The sequence below is a fragment of the Microbacterium sp. PMB16 genome (assembly GCF_051294855.1).
Taxonomy (GTDB): Bacteria; Actinomycetota; Actinomycetes; order Actinomycetales; family Microbacteriaceae; genus Microbacterium.
The window spans coordinates 2,585,915-2,605,820 of sequence record NZ_CP145908.1 but is presented as its reverse complement, the minus strand read 5'-3'; the positions used below and the strand labels follow the sequence as shown (position 1 = coordinate 2,605,820).

Sequence of the window (19,906 nt, the reverse complement as noted above, 5' to 3'; positions counted from 1 at the left end):
TTGTCACCGACGGGCGTTCCGTCGTACGATCATCGCAACCCGTTTATTGAGCATTCGCTCGAAAATAGTGAGGTCGACGATGTCCCACCGCCCGCAGCCCGTCATCATCGAGAAGAGCGCTCCCGCGCAACCACAGCCGCACCCGCTCGACCCGCTCACCGGCGAGGACATCGCCGCCGCCCGCGCCGTGCTCGATGCCGCCGGCCTCATGACCGAGACCACCCGGGTGCCGATGCTCCTCCCCGACGAGCCGACCAAGGAAGAGCGCGCTGCCTGGCGACCTGGTTCGCCGATCGACCGACGCGTCGACGCGACGCTGCTCGACATCGCCACCGGCGTCGCGACCGAGGTGGTCGTCTCGATCACGCGCGGCGAGGTCGTCCGAGCCGAGCGCGTGCCCAACGACGCTCCGCCGTACGGACAGCCCCAGTACCTCTTCGAGGAGTACGAGCGCGCCGAGATCATCGCGAAGGCCTCGCCCGAGTGGCAGGCCGCGATGAAGCGCCGCGGGCTCGAGGAGCACATGGCGCTGGCGTTCTGCGGTCCGCTCGCCCCCGGCTACACGGGCCGCGCCGACGAGGTCGGACGCCGGGTCATCCGCTCGCTCACGTTCCTCAAGTACGACGAGGCCGACTCGCCCTGGGCGCACCCCGTCGAGGGCCTCATCGTGCACATCGACCTCACGGCGAACACCGTCATCCGCGTCGAGGACCACGGCGACGTGCCGGTGCCCACCGGGCACGGCAACTACTACCCGGAGACCCAGGGCGCCGCCCGCACCACACTCAAGCCGATCGAGATCACCCAGCCCGAGGGTCCGAGCTTCACGGTGTCCGGCTCGCTGGTCGAGTGGGAAGGCTGGTCGATGCGCGTCGACTTCAACGCGCGCGAAGGACTGGTGCTGCACGACGTGTCGTTCGGCGGGCGCTCGGTGCTCAGCCGGGCGAGCGTGCCCGAGATGGTCGTGCCCTACGGCGACACCGCCCCCGGGCGATTCTGGATCAGCTACTTCGACGCCGGTGAGTACCTGCTCGGCAAGAACGCGAACCATCTCGAGCTCGGCTGCGACTGCCTCGGCGTCATCCGCTACCTCGACGGCTACGTGGCCGACGATCACGGCCACCCGGTGCGCATCCCGAACGTGATCTGCATGCACGAGGAGGACTACGGCATCCTCTGGAAGCACACCGATCTCGCCGGCCGCGCCGACGTGCGCCGCTCCCGCCGGTTCGTCGTGTCGTACTTCTCGACGATCGGCAACTACGACTACGGCTTCTACTGGCACTTCTATCTGGACGGCTCGATCGAGGTGGAAGCGAAGGCCACCGGCATCGTCTTCGCCGCGGCCGGCGAGCCGGGCGTCCGTCAGAAGCACGCGACCGAGCTCGCTCCCGGCGTCTTCGCCCCGGTGCACCAGCACCTGTTCTGCGCGCGCCTCGACGTCGCGATCGACGGGGAGGACAACCGTCTCGTCGAGGTCGACGCCCAGCGGGTGCCGATGGGTCCGGACAACCCCTTCGGCAATGCGTTCTCCTGGTCGGAGACGCCGCTCACCACTGAGCACGCCGCCCAGCGAGAAGCCGACACCTCGGTCGCGCGCGTCTGGGAGGTGCAGAGCGCCTCGCGCACGAACCGCGTCGGCCGACCGACCGCGTACCACCTTGTGCCTGAGCCGACCGCGCTGCTGATGGCGGATCCCGCATCATCGGTGGCCGCGCGCGCCGCCTTCGCCACCAAGCACCTCTGGGCGACGAGGCACGAGCAGGGACAGATCTGGCCGGCCGGTCGCTACCCGAACGCGCACCAGGGCGGAGCCGGGCTCCCCGAGTACACGGCGGGCGATCGATCGCTGGACGGCGAGGACATCGTACTCTGGCACACCTTCGGCCTCACCCACTTCCCCCGCCCTGAGGACTGGCCGATCATGCCCGTCGACTACGCCGGGTTCTGGTTCAAGCCCTACGGTTTCCTCGACCAGAACCCGGCGATGGACGTGCCGGAGTCGTCGCAGGCCCACAGCGGCGCGGAGACCGGCGGATGCTGCGGCGGAGGCACCGCCTGCACCTGCGGGCACTGAGCGAGCCGGGGAGTCAGGCGAGGGCGGCGATCGCCTCTCGCAGGATGCCGTGGGCGTCGGCCAGCGCAGCGGCGGCGTCCTTCGGCGTCGCGCCGGTGGCGAGCAGCAGCAGCGCCAGCTTCACCGAACCGTTCGCCGCCGCGAGGGCGGTGGACGCCTCGTCGATGCCGACGCCGGCGAGCTCCGACACGGTGCGGAGCGATCGCGCGTGCAGCTTCTCGTTGGTGGCGAGCAGGTCGACCATGACGCCGCGATAGGTCTTGCCGAGTTTGATCATCGACAGGGTCGTGAGCATGTTCACCACGAGCTTCTGGGCGGTGCCGGACTTCAGGCGCGTGGACCCCGAGATGAACTCGGGCCCGGTCACGACCTCGATCGCGATGTCGGATGCCGCGCCGATCGCGGACCCCGTGTTCGATGCGATCGCGACGGTCAGCGCGCCGACGCTCCGGGCGAACTCGAGCCCGCCGACCACGTAGGGCGTGCGCCCCGAGGCGGAGATGCCGACGACCGTGTCGCGGACGGTGAGCCCGAGTTCGCGCAGCGACGAGGCCGCAGCCCGGTCGTCGTCCTCCGCGTTCTCCACGGCCGCGCGGATCGCGGTCTCACCCCCGGCGATCAGTCCGACGACCATCGAGGGGTCGGTGCCGAAGGTCGGCGGGCACTCGCTCGCGTCGAGCACGCCGATGCGCCCGGCGGTCCCGGCACCGATGTAGACGAGACGACCGCCGCGGCGGAACCGCTCGGTGATGCCGTCGACCGCCGCTGCGATCTCGGCGGCGCGCTCCGCCACGGATTCGGCGACGCGTGCATCCTCGAGATTCATCCGCCGGACGAGTTCGACCGTGTCGAGCAGGTCGAGGTCGCCGCGCTCGGTCGTCGACGCCTCGGTGTCGAGGGCGGAGAGCTCGGCGAGGAGGGCGGACAGCCTGGTGTCGTCATTCGGCACGGTGCACGAACCTTTCGTGGGGAAGATCGGTGCGGCGCGCGATCGTCAGCGCGCCGTCGAGGGCATCGCCGCTCGCGGCCACCACCTGGCGACCGGCGACCTGCAGCGACGTCGTCAGCTGGTCACGGAACCAATGGTGCTCGGTGAGCCCGCCGTGGACGACGACGTCCGTCGTGAGCCGTGATGCCGCGACGGCCGACGCGGTGAGCAGCCGGATCCCCTCCGCGACGATCTCGCCGGCGATGGGATCACCCGAGCGCGCGGTGTCGAGGACGGTGGGCGCGAGCGTGGCCAGTCGACGCGGGAGCGGACCGGGCTGGGCGAGCCAGCCCGGGATCCGGTCTTCCGCGCCGACGATCAGGGCGATGGCATCCGCGAGGGCGGTGCGCGGTGCGAGCCCGTTCGAAGCCCGCAAGACCGCACGCAGCGCCTCCCTTCCGAGCCAGGCACCGCTGCCGAGATCTCCGAGTTCGGGTCCCCAGCCGTCGATGAGCCGCGCGCCGTCGCCGTCGACTCCCAGCGCGGCCGCACCGGTGCCGGCGATCAGCAGGACTCCCTGACCTCCGGCGAGCGCACCGACGTGTGCGGTGACGACGTCCGACGCGACGGCGACCGCGGCTCCGGTCGCCTGGTTGAGCTGCGATGCCAGCTCCTGCGCCGCTCCGGGCGCCAGCCACGCACCCGCGGCACCGACCCCGACGAGGTCGAGGTCTGTCACGTCAGAGAGGAGAGGCCTGATCGCGCCGATGGCCGCAGCGACGCCGTCCGCCGCGGCAAGACCGGGAGCGCCGTCGCCGGTTCGCAGGTCGCGAGCATCGTCCGCGAACACGGCGACCCGGCAGCGGGACTTGCCGAGGTCGACGGCTGCCGAGCGGCGAGAAGCGTGCATGAAAATAGTCTACGCAGACACGGGCAGCCATGAAACAATTGTCTATCCGGCGATCTTCGAGCCCAGGAGTGACATGAGCATCCAGACGACCATCGCGACGGCGGCCGAGACCCTGCCGGCATCGCTCGCCCGGATCGCGCGCGTCATCTCCGACAACCCGTCAGCTGCCGTCGAGAGCACGATCTCCGAGTTCGCCGCCCTCTGCGACACGTCCGTCGCCTCGGTGGTGCGCTTCTGTCGCGTCATCGGCCTCCGGGGATACGCGGCTTTGCGGATGACTCTTGCCGCGGAGCTGGGCCGCGAATCCGTGCAGTTCAACGCGCCCGCAGGGTTCGGTTCGGAGATCGCCCCCGGCGATTCGCTCTCCGAGGCCGTCGGGAAGATCGCCGCTCTCGAGCGGCTCGCGATCGAGGAGACGATCGGGACTCTCGACTTCGATGTCCTGGCCGACGCCGTGACCGCGATCGACGAGGCGGATCGCATCCTCTTGTTCGGAATCGGAGCCAGCCGATTGGTCGCCGACGACCTCGGGCACAAGCTGCTCCGCATCGGGCGATCTGCGATCGTCCTGTCCGATGCGCACGAAGCAGGCGCTGCCGCGGCGCTCAGTGCGACCAAGACGGTCGCGATCGGGTTCTCGAACTCCGGCTCGACGAGGGAGACCGTGCACTTCCTCCAGACCGCACGCGCAGCCGGAACCACCACGATCAGTGTCACGAGCGTGACCGACTCGCCCGTCGCTCTCGAATCCGACCACGCCCTGTTCACCCGCGCTCGCGAACCGCGGTTGCGGGCCGGAGCCATGGTCAGCCGGATCGCGCAGCTGGCGCTCGTCGACTGCCTCTTCGTCGGTGTCGCCCAACGCCGCCACGCCCACACGGTGCACGCGCTTCAGCGCACGGCTGATGCGACCAGGATCCTGCGCGAGGAGTGAGGCGCCCGCCCCACGCGCTCAGCGAGCTGGAGGCATCCGCTCGGCCGGCGCCTCCGCGGCTGCGGGCTCCCTCGTCACCGATCCCGCCGTGCGCAGGAACACGATGATCCAGCTGAAGATCAGCACCGCGGCGATGAGCTCCACCGCGGTGAGGTTGTAGTAGCCGACGGCGAAGAACGCCGCGAGCAGCACGATCACGAGCACGTACGCCCAGCCGAAGGCGACGAAGACCCGCGGGATGCTGGGCAGGAACCACGGCAGCCCGACGACGACCACCGCGAAGACGACCGTCATGCCGGTGGCCACGGTGTTGTGCACCAGGAAGAACTCGTCGACCGGGAAGATCCCCACGCAGGCGAGGAAGATCCCCATCAGGATCAGCCCGCCCCGCACGATGAATCGGCCGCGACGATCGAGCGGGTCGATCGCCGGCAGCCCGGCCGTGGCATAGCGCGCGATGGTCGTGATCATGACGCCCGCGATGACGAGCGTGACGTTGAACGCGATCGAGGCGCTGTTCGTGCTCATCCCGAGGGCGGACAGGTTGTCCCGCCACCAGTGCACGTCACTGGAGGCGAGCATGCTCGCGAAGGCACCCACCACGAGGAACACCGCGAGCACCAGCGACAGCACCATCGGCGTGAGAGCCACGGCGCTGAGGAAGCAGACGTACCCGGTCAGGGCGAACGCCACGGCCACGAGCACCGCGCCGGGGAAGGCGAAGACCGGAGCATCCGTGAAGCTGCGCTCGAGCAGTTGGGCGACGCCGAGCCAGCCCAGGGCGGCGATGGCCGCATGGGCGAAGGCGATGGCGATCAGGTCGTACCAGCGCAACCGATCCCCCGGCACGCTGAAGCCGTCGCGCACGCCGTCGGGATCGGGTTCCTCCGGGCGCGTGGCGAGCCGCCCCAGGGCGAACGCGGCCGCGGCGACGACCGCCCCGCCGAACGACGCGAAGACGCCGATGGATCCCGCGCCGCTGATCGAGAGCTCCCGCCCCCAGAACACCGGCAGCGCGACGACGAAGCCCAGCACGAGGAACGCTCCCCCGACGATCAACGCGGTCGCTTCGAACACGGCATCCGATGTGGCCGGTCCGCGTAGCTGCCGCAGGATCTGCAGGACCCTGTCCGCGAGTGCTCTCATGCCTTCCTCCGGACCACATCCTAGAAGCCGTGACGATCGAGTGCCGCCGGTGATAGCATCACGGAACGGATCGTATACAACGTCGTCGTTCCCACCACCCGAGGTGATCAGTCATGAACGGTGCACCCGCTGCCCCCGCCGAATCAGTGTCGACGCTCGTCGCGCGCAACATCAGCGAATTCCGCTCTGCGGTATCGGAGTCGTTCGTGCCCTTGCAGGTGTCGAGTGCCGGCGCCGATCGCTTCCGCGGGATCATCCGCGGTGCCTCCGTCGACGAGGTGCACGTGACCGAGGTGCGCGCCACCTCGCACGTCGTCGAGCGCACGCCCGAGCTGATCGCCCGCGGCGACCGGTCGTACTTCAAGGTGAGCCTGATGCTCGCAGGTACCGGCCTGCTCATCCAGGACGACCGCGAAGCCGTGCTGCAGGCGGGCGACCTCGCCGTGTACGACACGGACCGTCCGTACTCGCTCGTCTTCGACGAGGACTTCCGCACCATGGTCGTCATGTTCCCCAAGCACCTGATCAGCCTGCCGTCCGACATGATCGGCCAGCTCACCGCCGTGCGCATCTCCGGCCAGGAGGGCCTCGGCGGCATGGTCGCGCCGTACCTCACGCAGCTCGCCGGCAACCTCGATCAGCTCGCCGGTACGACGGGGGCTCGCCTGGCCCACAGCGCCCTCGACCTGGTCACCACGGTGTTCACGCGCGAGCTCGGACTCGACGAGGTCTCCGCCGACCCGCACCGGGCCCTCGTGCAGCGGATCCGCGGCTTCATCGACCGCAACCTCGCGTCGACCGACCTGGGGCCCGCGTCGATCGCCTCGGCGCACTTCATCTCCACCCGACACCTGCACGGGCTCTTCCAGGAGCAGGGTGTGACCGTCTCGACCTGGATCCGCACCCGGCGTCTGGAGCAGTGCCGACGCGACCTGCTCGACCCGATGCTCGCCGACCGTCCGGTCGCGGCCGTCGCCGCACGCTGGGGCTTCGTGGACGCCGCGCATTTCAGCCGGGCGTTCAAGTCGGCGTTCGGGGTCTCCCCCAGCGAGTACCGCGCCGCGCACTGACGCTCTGATCGCGGAGCCTTGCCCCGGAGGGCACGCCGGTTGACTCTCGGCGCGCGATGGCGGCTGCACCCTTGAGAGGATGACCGGCCCGGACGGAGCATGAGGCAAGCGCACCGCGACGACGCGGTGCCCGGGGCGAAGCGGCCCCGCCTCGTGCGACGTCAGGACCTCCATGACCGACACCACCCTCGACCCGGCGCTCGACCAGTGGCGCACCTACGACGAGTTCGCCGCGGGCATCGACACCTATCGGCTGCCGAACGTGTCACTCTCCGGCACGGCGCTGACGCTGACCCTCGACGACGCCTCCCCGCTCTCCCTGCGTTTCGACTCCGTCGCCGTGACGTGGAGCGGGCTGGGCGCCTCCGGCACGGATCCGTACGACGCGGTCGCCGTGCGCGAGGACGTCGTCTTCGTGAACATCCCGCTGGAGAGCCGCGAGCGCGAGGCGCTCACGGTGGTCTTCTCCACGGCGACGCACCGCGCCACCGTCATCCGTTCCCGTATCGCCGCCGAGGCGGTCGAGGGCACTCCTCAGGTGGGTCAGGACTTCTGGGCCGCGACGACCGACGGCGGCGAAGCAACCGGAGAGGTTCCGGGCCCGAGCCGCGACCTCATCGGCAAGCGCAACGTCTACCGGTACAGCCCGGAGCACCTCTACGAGCACGTGTACATCTCGAGTCAGCGCTACGCCTGGCAGTGCCTCGAGGGCGTGCAGCGCGGACACGGCGACATGGATCTCTCCACCGTGTGGAAGTTCGCCGACGGCCTCTACCTGTTCTGCTTCCGCGAGTTCCGCATCGCCGTCGCCAGCGTCTGGCTGCACGACCTCGGCTACCAGCTGATGACCACCGGCATCTTCCTCGGGCTCAACGGCGAGGGGCAGGCCGAGCACTCTCGCGGCGGCGGCCACATCTACCCGCTCGGATCCGTCGACTACCCCGACGCCCAACCCGTCTGAGGTCCCCATGAGCAACGCAGACATCATCCGCGATCACTACGCCGCCAGCGTCCGCGGCGACCTCGACGGCATGCTCGCACCGCTGGCGCCCGACGTGCGCTGGACGGAGGCGGCCGGCTTCCCGTACGCCGGCACGTACGTCGGACCGGATGCCGTCTCCGAGAACGTCTTCGCCCGCATCCAGGACGACTGGGACGACTACACCGTGGCGATCGACGAGGTCGTCGACGGGGGCGACGTGGTCGTCGGGATCGGCACGTATTCGGGCACGCACACCCGGACCGGGCGCTTCTTCGCCGCCCGCGTGGCGCATGTGTGGCGTCTGAGCGGCGGCCTCGTCGTCGCGTTCGAGCAGTTCACCGACACCGAGATGGTCAACCGCGCACTGCGCGACACACGAGAGGCAGGAATCACATGAACAAACGAGTATCCGGCACCGCGGCGCTCCTCGCCGTGGCAGCCCTCACCCTGGCCGGCTGCGCCGGCGGATCCGGCGACGGCGGCGGCGAAGGCGCCCCCATCGTGGTCGGTTCCGTCAACACGATCAGCGGTCCGGCGACCTTCCCCGAGGCCTCCCAGGCGGCAGCGGCCGTCTTCGATGCGTTCAACGAGGCCGGTGGCCTCGACGGACGCACCATCGAGTACAAGATGCTCGATGACAAGGGCGACCCGGCGACGGCCACGGCATCCGCCCGCGAGCTCGTCGGCAGCGACGGCGCGGTCGCCCTCGTCGGCTCCGCCAGCCTGATCGAGTGCGAGATCAACGCGAAGTACTACGAGCAGGAGGGCATCCTCTCCATGCCAGGCATCGGCGTCGACACCGGATGCTTCGCCAGTGAGAACATCTCGCCCGCGAACGTCGGCCCGTTCAACGACATGACCCTGACGCTGCAGTACGGCTCGGAGGTACTGGGGCTCGATGACATCTGCATCCTGCTCGAGATCGCCGGCTCCACCCGACCGACCTACCAGGCCGCGATCGACAAGTGGACCGAGATCACGGGCAAGGAGCCGAAGTACGTCGACGACACCGTGCCCTACGGAGCCTCTGACTACACGCCGTACATCGTCAAGGCCCGCGAGCAAGGCTGCAAGGCACTCGCGATCAACCCGGTCGAGCCCGACGCCATCGGCCAGCTGAAGGCCGCGAACGCGCAGGGCTGGGACGACGTGACCTGGCTGTATCTGACCAGTGTCTACAGCGAGAACTTCGCCGACGCGATCGACAACGCCGGCGCCGGCATCTACGTGCCCGCAGAGTTCTACCCCTTCACCGACGAGGACGAGATCAACGCGGACTGGCGCGCGCTGATGCAGGACAACGACATTCCGCTCACCTCGTTCAGCCAGGGCGGCTACCTCGCGGCGACCTACTTCATCGAGGTACTGAAGGGCATCGACGGCGACATCACGCGCGAGAGCGTGTCCGAGGCACTCAAGGGCATGGACCCGATCGAGAACCCGATGGTGGGCACGCCGTATGCGTTCGGCACCCAGAACACCGCCGGCTGGCCGATCATCCTGAAGTCGGGCACGAACGCCTGGGAGAAGGTCGCCGACGACTGGCTGCGCATCGGGAAGTAGCGCCCGCCCCTTCGTCTCGCTTCGCTCGCTCAGGAACCGGCGACACCCCGGTTCCTGAGCGAGGAGCGGAGCGACGAGACGAAGGGCCCTGCCCCTCAGAAAGGAAACTCATGCTGCAAGGCGCCATCGCCGGTCTCGCCGCCGGCGGCCTCTACGCCGTTCTCGGCGTATGTCTCACCCTGATGTCCCGGCTCGTGCGGGTGGTGAACTTCGCGCAGGCCGCGACCGGGATGTTCGGCGCCTTCACCGCCGTCTGGTTCGTCCGCGAACTGGGCCTGCCGATCTGGCTCGGTTCGGTGCTCGGCGTGCTGGTCGCGGGGCTCCTCGCCGCGGCGATCGGCTTCATCGCCGCGACCTGGCTCTCCGAGGCGTCGACCACCACGCGGTCCGCCATGACCGTCGGGCCGCTCCTGCTGCTCATCTCGATGTCGTTCATCCTGTTCGGCAACAAACCGCAGCCGTTCACGCCGATCATCGCCGGGCCTGCGTTCTCGTTCGGCGGCGTGGTGATCAGCCAGGTCACGGTCGCGACGGTCGCGATGGCGGTCGTCACCGCGATCGTGGTGCGGATCGTGCTGCGGCGCACCCGCGTCGGCACCCAGCTCCGCGCCCTGTCCGAGCGTCCGACGACGGCCGAGCTGCTCGGCATCCGCTCTCGACCGCTCTCGATCGCCGTCTGGTTCGTGACGGGTGTCATCAGCGCGATCGCGATCATGATCGTCGCCCCCTCGCAGTCCAACGACGCGACCAGCCTGTCGATGCTGATCGTGCCCGCCGCGGCCGCCGCACTGCTGGGCGGGTTCCGACGGCTGGACCTCGCCGTCATCGGCGGCGTCGTCCTCGGCGTGCTCGGCGGCCTCGTCGCGCAGATCGACGAGGTGGCGCTCGTGCGCAACTTCCTCCCGTTCCTGTTCATCGTCGTCCTGCTGCTGTGGACGCAACGCAAGGAGGTGTGGGATGCCGCTCGCTGACCGTCCCTGGTTCCGCATCAGCTGGCCGTTCGCCGTCGCCGCCATCGGCATCGGGGTCGGCGCGATCCTGAGCTCGGCTCTCCCCGGCTACTTCGTCTTCCTCGCCATCAGCGCGGTGACCGCCGCCATCGCGATCCTCGGCCTCGGCATCGTGACCGGATCGGCCGGCATGATCGCGCTGTGCCAGCTCACGTTCGCGGCCGTCGGTGCATGGATCGTGTCGCTCCTCAACGTCCTGCAGGCGCCCGGCGGCTTCATCGTGTGGCTGGTGCTCGGCGGTGCCGCCGCAGGGCTCGTCGGCATCCTCGTCGGACTCCCCGCGCTGCGACTGCGCGGCGTGAACCTCGCCGTCGTCACGCTCGGCTTCGCTGCCGCAGCGGACGTCACGCTCGTGCAGATCCAGTTCCCTGGTTCTGCCGACGGCACCGCGATCGAGCGTCCCGCGATGTTCTCCAACGATCGCGGGTTCTTCTTCCTCTCGATCGTCGTGCTCGCGGTGTGCGCGCTCGGGGTGTTCTTCCTGCAGCGCGGACGTTGGGGCTCGAGCTGGAAGGCGGTGGCATTCTCCGAGCGCGGCACCGCAGCCGCCGGCCAGAGCGTGCAGACGGCGAAGCTCACCGCGTTCGCGGTCTCCGCCGCGCTCGGCGGCATCTCCGGCGGTCTGCTCGCCGGGCAGGTGCAGCTCCCCTTCGCCTCGAGCTTCACTCCCCTGCAGTCCCTCGCCCTCTACGTGCTCGCGATCATGTCGGGCGCGCACCTCATCGACATGGCGATCTTCGGCGGGCTCCTCTGGGTGCTGGTCCCCGAGCTCCTCAAGCGCTGGGGCATCCCGCAGGACTGGGGCTTCGTGGTGTTCGGCGTGCTGGGCGTGCAGGCGCTCACCAGCGGCACGAACCTGGGCATGGGTATCCGCACCCTCATCTGGCGCCGCGCCGATCGGAAGACCGCGAAAGCGGCCCTGACCGCTCTTCCGCCGGATGCCGGAGCGGATGCCGCGGCCATCACGACCACCACGACGGCCACCGCCGATGCGGCGGCGCTCGATGGGAAACCCGTGCTCACCGTCGAGGGGCTGACCGTGCAGTTCGGCGCGCTCAAGGCACTCGACGATGTGTCGTTCCAGGTGCCATCGGCGTCGATCATGGGACTCATCGGCCCGAACGGTGCCGGCAAGTCCACCTTCGTCGACGCGATCAGCGGGTTCCTGCCCCGGCATGGCGGTCGGGTGCGGCTCGGCGACCGAGATCTCGCCGGGCTCTCCCCCACCCGTCGTGCCAGACTCGGCCTCCGGCGCACGTTCCAGCAGGATCGTGTGCCGCCAGCCCTCACCGTCGGCGCGTATGTGAGGTTCGTCGCGCGACGCCGGCTGGCGGCATCCGACATCGACGAGGTGCTGGAGTTCTTCGGGTGCCCGCCCGCGCAGGCACGGCTCTCGAGCGTCGACGTCGGCACGCGGCGCCTGGTCGAGGTCGCGGCGAACGTGATCTCCCGGCCACGCCTCCTGATCCTCGACGAACCCGCCGCCGGACTCTCGCACGACGAGCACCTGGCGCTCGCGGCCCGGCTGCGCGAGTTGCCCGCACGCTACGGCGTCGCGCTGATCATCATCGAGCACGACCTCGACCTCGTCCGTTCGGTCTGCCCCACTCTCACCGTCCTCGACTTCGGCCGGGTCATCGCACACGGGCCGCAGGCCGAGGTGCTCGCCGATCCGGCGGTCGTCAAGGCGTACATGGGAGAGACGGAGCTGCTGAAATGAGCGAACTCATCCTGGAGGGGGTGACGGTCAGCCGCGGCGCGGGCCCCGTGATCTCGGACGTCTCCTTGCGGATCACCGGCGGCGAGGTGCTCGCCCTGGTCGGCCCGAACGGTGCAGGCAAGACGAGCCTGATCGAGTCGGTGTCGGGCGTGACGCCGCACTCCGCGGGATCGCTCACGCTCGACGGCGAGCCGATCGACAAGCTGTCACGGGTCGCACGAGCGCGTCGCGGCATCGTGCACATCGAACAGGGACGCGCGGTGTTCCCCTCTCTCACCGTGCGGGAGAACATCTCCCTCACGGCGCGGACGACCGCCGCGCAGGATGCCGCGCTCGCGCAGTTCCCGGAACTCGAGAAGCGCATCGATTCGCCGACCGCACTGCTCTCCGGCGGCGAGCAGCAGATGGTCGTGCTCGCGCGCGCGTTCGCCGCGAAGCCGCGCGTCCTGCTCATCGACGAGATGTCACTCGGGCTCGCCCCTGTCGTCTTCATGCGGCTGATGCCGATCGTGAAGTCGATCGCGGACTCGGGCGTGGCCGTGCTGCTCGTCGAGCAGTTCACGCAGCTCGCGCTGGGACTCGCTCAGGAGGCGGTGGTGGTCGCCGGCGGCCGCGTGTCCTTTCAGGGGACCTCGGAGCAGCTGCAGAACGACCCCGAGCTGCTGCACCGCGCGTACCTTGGTGGCTGAATCGGCGACCTCAGTCGTCGAGATCGACCGTACGTTCGCGAACACGGAGGGTGCCTCGGGCGATCAACCAGACGCCGCATGGCAGTGCGGCCAGCACCAGCCCGTGCGCGATCCATCCCAGGACGGAGTCCAGTTCCAGAGCCGACGGCCAGCCGTCCAGCTTGCGGAGCGCGAGCCACCCGAGGAAGACCCCGACGAGCACGACCCCTGCGCCGATGAGTAGGCCGCGTACGCGACGTGTCGGCTCGGTGTCCATCGAAACCCCCAGATCCTCGGTTGCCGTCCGCCACCCTAACAGGCAGGTTCCGGAGGCGTCTGGCGCGGCACACGGCGAAGAGCGGATCCCGCGACGGATAGCCTGGTGCGGTGACCGAGACCATCCACGCCCGCGCCGTCCTCCTCGACATGGACGGCACACTCGTCGACTCGACAGCGGTCGTCGAACGGCTCTGGCTCGCCTGGGCGGAGCCGCACGGACTCGAGCCGGAGACCGTGCTGAACGTCGTGCATGGCCGCCAGGGGCACCAGAGCATGTCCATCATGCTTCCGGAGCGCGATCACGCGATCAACCTCCGCGAGAACGACGAGATGCTCGCGACCGAGGCGAGCGACGTCGATGGCGTGATCGAGATCCCGGGGGCCGCGATCCTGCTCGAAGCGCTGCGCCCCTACCCGCACGCGATCGTCACGTCGGCGAACGTGCCGCTCATGAACGCGCGGATGCAGGCAGCAGGGCTCACCGTGCCCGCGCTGGCCATCACCGCGGAGAACGTGTCGGCGTCGAAGCCCGACCCCGAGGGGTTCCTCCGCGCCGCCGAGCTGCTCGGGTTCGCGCCCGCCGACTGCGTCGTGTTCGAGGACTCCGGCGCCGGCATCCAGGCGGGACTCGCCGCCGGCATGCGGGTGATCGGCATCGGAAAGCACGCCGGCGCGCACCAGCCGACCTATCTCGTCGACGATCTGAGCACCGTCGCCGTGGTTCCCACCTCCGACGGGTTCGATCTCACCATCGACTGATTCGCGGTGCCGCGCTACATCCCGGCGTGATCGAAGGCGATCGTCGGCACATCCACCACGTGCGAGCCGCCGTCCGCGACGATCACGGCACCGGTGATGTACGACGACTCCCCCGACCCCAGGAACCGCACGACCGAGGCGATCTCCGCGGGGCGCGCCGGGCGTCGCAGCGGCACGTCAGCCGTGACCTTCGCGTATGCCTCCTCCCGTGACCCGAGGCCCGCGTGCGAGGCGAACTCGTCCATCTCCTCGTCGGCCATCGGCGTCTGCACCCATCCGGGGCAGATCGCGTTGACGCGCACCCCGTGTCGTCCGTAGTCTCTCGCCAGCGTGCGCGTCAGCCCGATCAGCGCGTGCTTGCCGACCGTGTATCCGGCCACCGAGGGCCCGGCGAACAGTCCGGCGAGGGACGACACGATCACGATCTGCCCCTTCGACTCGATCAGCGCCGACAGCGATTCCCTGGCCATCACGAACGCGGTCGTGAGGTTGGCCCTGATCGCCGCATCCCAACTCTCGTCATCGGTGTCGGCGACCGGGGAGAAACCGTGGCCGCCGGCGTTCGCGACCAGCACGTCGATGCGACCGAACGTCGCCAGCACCTCGGCGACCGCGGCCTTCGCGGAGGTCGTATCGGCGGCATCCGCGACGACGGGGACGGCACCCACGGCGCGTTCGACCTCGTGCAGGGGCTCCGGTCGTCGACCGACGACGACGACATGCGCCCCCTCGGCGGCGTACCGCTCCGCGATGGCCGCGCCGATGCCGGTGCCGCCCCCCGTTATGACGACGACGCGTCCCGAGACCGTCGATCCGACTGCGAGTGTCATGGCATGCTCCCTGTGGTTGTGGGTGATGAGTAGAAGAAGCGGCCCGCTATGCGGGGGATCCGGATCGAGCGGCGTACCCGAAGTCGCTGAGCAGGGTCGTGCCGTTGACAGCCCTGCTGCGCGGAGAGACCAGGTACACGACGTGCGCCGCGACCTCCGCCGCTGTCTGCACCGGGAAACCGGGGTCGTCGAAGGCGGCGGATCCGAGATCGCCACGGCTCATGGGCGTATCCACGATCGACGGGGCCACCGTGTTCACCCGGATGCCGCTGCCGGCGAGATCGACCGACAGAGCGCGGCCGAACTGCACCAGCGCCGCCTTCGAGGCGCAATAGGGCACCATCCCGGGTGAGGCGACGACCGCCGAGTCACTGGCGAGGAGCACGACGGAGGCGCTCGATGACACGGATGCTGCGGCTCGCAGCGCCGGGAGTGCGTGCGTGAGCACCAAGAAGGCGCCAGTGACGTTCACCGCGAACACGGCGTTCCAGTCGGCGAGCTCGATGTCCTCGATCCCGGAGCCGACAGGGCCGGAGATCCCCGCGCAGCAGACGACGGCGTCGAGTCTGCCGAGGGAGCCGACGGCCGCGTCGACCGCCGCCGCGACCTGATCCTCGTCGGTGACGTCGCCGACGAGGACCAGGGCGTCGCGGCATCCGTTCGCCGTCTCCTTCAGTGCCGAGCCGTCGCGATCGAGCAGCGCCACCCGCACACCCTCCGTGGCGAGCGCGAGCGCTGTCGCGCGGCCGATTCCGCTCGCGGCGCCCGTGATGAGGGCCGTCGTGCCATCGAGCTGCAGGTCCATGTCGTCCTTCGGACTGCCGTCGGGCGCCGGGATGGCGGCCCGCGAGGACGGCGATGTCGTCACCGTCATCCTGCTCTTCCCGCGGGGCGGCATGAACGCTCGATGCCGGGCTGTGCACGCTGGCACCATCGTCTTTCACTCAGGGTCAAGTACGAATGCGGCGGCGCGAGCAGACTCGCTCTATCGACGATCCCCTCGTCGTCGTTGCCGTGTGAGCGGCCGTCACCGACCGAAGGAGCCGACGTGGCATCCCCGACAGACACTTCGCAGGAGCACACCTCCCTCCGGCCCGGCGCCCTCGGCGTGGCCGGCATCGTCTTCCTCGTGCTCGCCGCCGTCGCACCGCTGACCGGCATGGTGGTCGTCGCCTCGCTCGCGATCGCGCTGGGGAACGGCGGCGGCACGCCGATGTCGTTCTTCCTGGTCGCGGTCATCCTGCTGCTCTTCGCGGTCGGCTACGCGCAGATGTCGAAGCAGCTCGTGAACGCGGGAGGCTTCTACGCGTTCGTCGTGAAGGGTCTCGGTCGCACCGGCGGGCTGATCGCCGGTCTCATCGCGACGCTCGGCTACAACTTCTTCGTCGTCGGCACGATCGGCACGAGCGGGTTCTTCATGCAGAACATCATCCGCGACCTGACCGGTCTCGACGTGCACTGGCTGATCTGGGGTCTCGTCTCGATCGTCGTCTGCTTCGTGCTGGCACGCATCGGCGTGGACTTCAGCTCGAAGGTGCTCGGGGTCTGCCTCGTGCTCGAGGTGCTTATGCTCGTCGTGTTCGACATCTCGGTGCTCGTGCAGACCGGGTACGACCTGGGTGCATTCAGCCCTGAGGCCGTGTTCTCGGGGTCACTCCCGATCGGCCTGCTGCTCGCCGCCACCGGCTTCCTCGGATTCGAGGCCACCGCGCTCTTCAGCGAGGAGGCCAAGGAGCCGCTGCGCACGATCCCGCGGGCCACGTACACCTCGATCATCGCAATCGGCGTCATCCTGGGCGTCACGACCTGGGCCGTGGTGAGTGCGACCGGTGTCGCCCAGGCACAGGCGACCGCGCTGGAGCACCTGCCCACCGGGGACCTGATCTTCACCCTCTCGCAGCAGTACCTCGGCGGCCCGCTCACGACCGTGATGATGGTGCTGCTCCTGGTGAGCCTGTTCGCCGCGATGCTGGCGTTCCACAACTCCGCGACCCGCTACCTCTACTCCCTCGGCCGGGCACGGATCCTGCCGCAGGCGCTCGCCCGCACCCGCTCCAACGGCGCACCGCAGCTCGCCGGCATCGTTCAGGCCGCGTTCGCCGGGATCGTCGCCGTCATCTTCGCGATCGCCGGCGCCGACCCGATCGTCACGCTCGTGCCGGCCATGCTCGGCTTCGGCACGCTGAGCGTGCTCATCCTGCAGGGGCTCGCCGCGATCTCGATCGTGGTGTACTTCCGCCGCAGCCGCGACCCGCGGTGGTGGAGCACGTTCATCGCCCCCGGCATCGGGTTCCTCGGCATCGCCGCGATCTCGTTCCTCGCCGTCGTGAACTTCAACATCGTCGCCGGGTCCGAGGAACTCGCGATCCGTCTGATGCCGCTCCTGCTCGTGCTCGCCGTGATCGGCGGCGTCGTCTACGGCGTGTACCTCAAACGCGCGAAGCCGGCAGTGTACGACGGCCTCGCCACCGACCTGGAGAAGTTCAGCACTCGCTGACGCTCCCCGACAGTCCCCTCCGAACAGAAGGAAAGCAATGACCACCCTGAACCCCGCTGACACGTCGACCTGGCTGCCGCTGGAGGGCCTCGCTCCGGGCTTCGACGCGAACAAGGCACCGCACACCACCGCCCTGAGCGGTCGTGAGATCACGGTCGTCGATGCGCGCGGCACCCGCATCGTGCACCGCTTCGACGACACGACCGTCTCCTGGGACTACCTGCCGGGAGCCGAAGACCCCACGGCGGCCGCGTCGGACACCGACGACTACGAGGCCGTCGAGGTCGACGACGACCTGTTCTACGTGCAGTTCCACCACCGCTACCTGCCGAACGAGGCCGTCTCGCTGATCCTCGATCTGCGCCAGGGCCGCGCGCTCGCGGTGATCTCCGTCATCCTCCCCGCGCCCGAGAAGGGACGCACCCGCGTGCAGCACGTCTTCGCACCCGGCGTGATCGAAGGCGCCGAGGTCAGCGGACGCGAGGCCGCCCCGACGACGACCCTCATCGGCCGCCGCGTCGAATGGGTGTACAGCGAAGAGCACGCCTATGAGCACGTCTACCTGTCGTCGCGGTGGTACTCGTGGCAGTGCCTCGCCGGGCCGGAGCGCGGCCTCGCCGACACCGACGAGAACAGCGTGTGGGAGGTTCGCCCCGGCATCTACATCTTCGCGTGGCGCGAGAAGGTCATCCCGTGCGCGTCGGTGACGGTCGCGGACCACCGGGATGTCAACGCGATCCGCTCGCACGGCGTGCTGTTCGGCCTCGACGAGTCGGGCGAGGTGCCGACGCACTTCACTTTCGGCGCCCACGGCCGGCTGCTGTCGACCACGCTGCACGCACCGGAGCTCGAGCCGGCGTCGTTCGAGGACGCCTGAGATGGCGGCGGCCGCCGACCTCATCGTCACGGGCTCCGTGATCCGCACGGCTGACCGGGAGAATCCGGTCGTGGAGGCGTTCGCCGTCCGCGACGGACAGATCCTGGCCGTCGGCTCGGCGGCCGAGATCGCCTCCCTGCGCGGTGCGAAGACCCGCGTGCTGGAGGTCGGCGATGCCGCCGTCTACCCGGGCTTCGTCGACGTGCACAACCACCACGCGCTCGCCGGACGCACCGAGCTGTTCGAGCTCTCGCTGCCGCCGTCGCTCACCCTCGACGAGATCCTCGAGCGGGTGCGAGAGAAGGCGGCCGGTCTTCCCCAGGACGCGTGGATCATCGGCGGTGTCGTGGCGACGACCCTGCTTCCCGCTCTCGCGAACACGGCGACGCGGCTTCGGCTCGACGAGGCCGCGGGCGGGCGTCCCGTGGTGATCGCGGAGGACTCGCGCCACAACCGCTGGGCGAACTCCCGGGCGCTCGAGCTCGCCGGCATCACCGCGGGCAGCATCCCCTCGTCCGGTGTCACGGTCCTGGATCCCGTCGACGGCACCCCGACGGGGGTGCTGCTGGAGGCCGCGGGCATCCAGGTGCAGAAGGCGCACGACCGCAGCGGTCGGCTCACCCGCGAGCAGCACGTGGCCGCGTCGCGGCGCGGCGTCGAGCTGCTGAACTCCTATGGCATCACGACGTTCCAGGACGCGGCGGCGTCCATCGAGATCCTCGACGCACTGGCCACCCTCGACCGGACCGACGACCTGCACGCGTGGGTGGTCTCATCGCTGCTCATCAACGACGAGATCTTCGGCAGCGACCCGATCGGCGAGCCGCTCATCGCGCGCGGCGAGGAGTTCCGCACCGCTCACCACCGCCCCGACTTCGTGAAGATCTTCCTCGACGGCGTGCCGCCCGCTCGGACCGCGTCGTTCCTCGACCCCTATCCGGCGGATGCCGTGCACGGCGCGCATTTCCACGGCGAGACGACCATGACCTTCGATGAGCTGTTCGGCTGGCTGCGCTCGGTCGCGGAACGCGGCCTGGGCGCCAAGGTGCACTGCACCGGCGACGGCTCTGCCCGCCTCGTGCTGGATGCTGCGGAGAAGCTCCGCGCCGAGGGATTCACGACACCGATCCAGATCGCGCACGGACAGTTCCTCGCCGAAGCCGACATCCCGCGCCTCCACGCCCTCGACGTCTCGGCCGACATCTCGCCGTTCATCTGGTATCCGGGCGTGATTCCCCAGGCGCTGGCCGAGGTGCTCGGCCAGCGGGCCGAGCATTCGCAGCCGAACCGCGCGCTCCTCGATTCCGGGGCGCTGGTGGCCGGCGGCTCGGATTGGCCGGTGAGCGAATCGCCGAACACCCTGGAGGGGTTGCAGGGGCTCGTCACCCGGGCCGATCCGCTCGGCCGCGCGCCCGGCACCCTGTGGCCCGAGCAGGCCATCACGGCCGAGGAGGCACTGGAGGTCTTCACGATCAACGCCGCGATCGCCATGGGGCTGGGGGCTGAGACGGGGTCTCTGGCGCCCGGCAAATCCGCCGACTTCGTCGTGCTGGCGCGGGATGCGATCGCGGGGCCCGCCGAAGCGATCGTGCACACCGAGGTCGTCTCGACCTGGTTCGCGGGCCGGAAGGTGTACAGCCGCTGAGCCGGTCGCGC

Annotated in this window: 19 protein-coding genes; 13 read left to right on the top strand and 6 right to left on the bottom strand. The window is 69.6% G+C overall.

The annotated features are described in order from the left end of the window. Positions 1 to 79: 79 nt before the first annotated feature. On the top strand, positions 80 to 2,077 hold the full coding sequence (locus tag V5D55_RS12465) for a primary-amine oxidase (RefSeq protein WP_435743454.1): 1,998 nt from the start codon (positions 80 to 82) through the stop codon (positions 2,075 to 2,077). Positions 2,078 to 2,090: 13 nt separating this feature from the next. Here the strand turns inward: V5D55_RS12465 and murQ are convergent, their stop codons facing one another. Next, positions 2,091 to 3,026, bottom strand: a complete 936-nt coding sequence (gene murQ / locus V5D55_RS12460; RefSeq protein ID WP_435743452.1) for an N-acetylmuramic acid 6-phosphate etherase — start codon at positions 3,024 to 3,026, stop codon at positions 2,091 to 2,093. Then, positions 3,016 to 3,915 (bottom strand): N-acetylglucosamine kinase, encoded by a 900-nt coding sequence (locus V5D55_RS12455; protein ID WP_435743450.1) that lies wholly within the window; start codon positions 3,913 to 3,915, stop codon positions 3,016 to 3,018. Before V5D55_RS12455 ends, murQ begins: the two co-directional genes overlap by 11 nt. 73 nt (positions 3,916 to 3,988) lie before the next feature. On the opposite strand from V5D55_RS12455, the gene V5D55_RS12450 reads away from it, so the two are divergent. Then, positions 3,989 to 4,849 carry a MurR/RpiR family transcriptional regulator gene (locus V5D55_RS12450; protein ID WP_435743448.1) on the top strand — a complete coding sequence of 287 codons (861 nt, stop codon included), beginning with the start codon at positions 3,989 to 3,991 and terminating at the stop codon, positions 4,847 to 4,849. 18 nt (positions 4,850 to 4,867) lie between these two features. Here V5D55_RS12450 and V5D55_RS12445 read toward each other — a convergent pair whose 3' ends face one another. Then, on the bottom strand, positions 4,868 to 5,995 hold the full coding sequence (locus V5D55_RS12445; RefSeq protein WP_435743446.1) for a DUF998 domain-containing protein: 1,128 nt from the start codon (positions 5,993 to 5,995) through the stop codon (positions 4,868 to 4,870). Positions 5,996 to 6,108: 113 nt separating this feature from the next. Between V5D55_RS12445 and V5D55_RS12440 the strand changes: the two genes are divergently transcribed. The 7 genes from V5D55_RS12440 to V5D55_RS12410 all read left to right on the top strand — a co-directional run bounded on the left by V5D55_RS12440 (position 6,109) and on the right by V5D55_RS12410 (position 13,029). Then, positions 6,109 to 7,065, top strand: coding sequence for a helix-turn-helix domain-containing protein (locus V5D55_RS12440; protein WP_435743444.1), 957 nt, complete (start codon positions 6,109 to 6,111; stop codon positions 7,063 to 7,065). 172 nt (positions 7,066 to 7,237) lie between these two features. Further along, positions 7,238 to 8,026 carry a MoaF C-terminal domain-containing protein gene (locus V5D55_RS12435; protein WP_435743442.1) on the top strand — a complete coding sequence of 263 codons (789 nt, stop codon included), beginning with the start codon at positions 7,238 to 7,240 and terminating at the stop codon, positions 8,024 to 8,026. 7 nt (positions 8,027 to 8,033) lie between these two features. Next, the gene (locus V5D55_RS12430; RefSeq protein ID WP_435743440.1) at positions 8,034 to 8,444 is read left to right on the top strand and encodes a nuclear transport factor 2 family protein; all 411 of its coding nucleotides are present in this window, start codon (positions 8,034 to 8,036) and stop codon (positions 8,442 to 8,444) included. Continuing rightward, entirely contained in the window at positions 8,441 to 9,610 is a 1,170-nt protein-coding gene (locus tag V5D55_RS12425) for an ABC transporter substrate-binding protein (protein ID WP_435743438.1), read from the top strand. The genes V5D55_RS12430 and V5D55_RS12425 overlap by 4 nt, the downstream gene beginning before the upstream one ends. 110 nt (positions 9,611 to 9,720) lie before the next feature. After that, a complete protein-coding gene (locus V5D55_RS12420; protein WP_435743436.1) occupies positions 9,721 to 10,581 on the top strand; it encodes a branched-chain amino acid ABC transporter permease in 861 nt (286 codons plus the stop codon). After that, positions 10,568 to 12,340: a branched-chain amino acid ABC transporter ATP-binding protein/permease gene (locus tag V5D55_RS12415; protein WP_435743434.1), complete on the top strand. Its 1,773-nt coding sequence runs from the start codon at positions 10,568 to 10,570 to the stop codon at positions 12,338 to 12,340. The genes V5D55_RS12420 and V5D55_RS12415 overlap by 14 nt, the downstream gene beginning before the upstream one ends. Continuing rightward, positions 12,337 to 13,029 (top strand): ABC transporter ATP-binding protein, encoded by a 693-nt coding sequence (locus tag V5D55_RS12410; RefSeq protein ID WP_435743432.1) that lies wholly within the window; start codon positions 12,337 to 12,339, stop codon positions 13,027 to 13,029. The genes V5D55_RS12415 and V5D55_RS12410 overlap by 4 nt, the downstream gene beginning before the upstream one ends. Positions 13,030 to 13,039: 10 nt before the next feature. Here V5D55_RS12410 and V5D55_RS12405 read toward each other — a convergent pair whose 3' ends face one another. Continuing rightward, on the bottom strand, positions 13,040 to 13,285 hold the full coding sequence (locus tag V5D55_RS12405; protein ID WP_435743430.1) for a hypothetical protein: 246 nt from the start codon (positions 13,283 to 13,285) through the stop codon (positions 13,040 to 13,042). Between the two features lie 110 nt (positions 13,286 to 13,395). Between V5D55_RS12405 and V5D55_RS12400 the strand changes: the two genes are divergently transcribed. Beyond that, positions 13,396 to 14,046 carry an HAD-IA family hydrolase gene (locus V5D55_RS12400; protein WP_435743428.1) on the top strand — a complete coding sequence of 217 codons (651 nt, stop codon included), beginning with the start codon at positions 13,396 to 13,398 and terminating at the stop codon, positions 14,044 to 14,046. Positions 14,047 to 14,060: 14 nt separating this feature from the next. On the opposite strand, the gene V5D55_RS12395 is transcribed toward V5D55_RS12400, so the two are convergent. Beyond that, complete coding sequence (locus tag V5D55_RS12395) at positions 14,061 to 14,876, bottom strand: SDR family NAD(P)-dependent oxidoreductase (protein ID WP_435743426.1); 816 nt, start codon at positions 14,874 to 14,876, stop codon at positions 14,061 to 14,063. A 46-nt stretch (positions 14,877 to 14,922) separates the two neighbouring features. Further along, positions 14,923 to 15,744, bottom strand: a complete 822-nt coding sequence (locus tag V5D55_RS12390) for an SDR family NAD(P)-dependent oxidoreductase (RefSeq protein ID WP_435743424.1) — start codon at positions 15,742 to 15,744, stop codon at positions 14,923 to 14,925. Positions 15,745 to 15,924: 180 nt separating this feature from the next. Between V5D55_RS12390 and V5D55_RS12385 the strand changes: the two genes are divergently transcribed. The 3 genes from V5D55_RS12385 to V5D55_RS12375 are packed head-to-tail and all read left to right on the top strand — an operon-like array spanning position 15,925 to position 19,895. Further along, on the top strand, positions 15,925 to 17,373 hold the full coding sequence (locus V5D55_RS12385; protein WP_435743422.1) for an APC family permease: 1,449 nt from the start codon (positions 15,925 to 15,927) through the stop codon (positions 17,371 to 17,373). 37 nt (positions 17,374 to 17,410) lie between these two features. Beyond that, on the top strand, positions 17,411 to 18,250 hold the full coding sequence (locus V5D55_RS12380) for a molybdenum cofactor biosynthesis F family protein (RefSeq protein ID WP_435743420.1): 840 nt from the start codon (positions 17,411 to 17,413) through the stop codon (positions 18,248 to 18,250). A 1-nt stretch (position 18,251) separates the two neighbouring features. Further along, entirely contained in the window at positions 18,252 to 19,895 is a 1,644-nt protein-coding gene (locus V5D55_RS12375; protein ID WP_435743418.1) for an amidohydrolase, read from the top strand. Positions 19,896 to 19,906 lie beyond the last annotated feature (11 nt).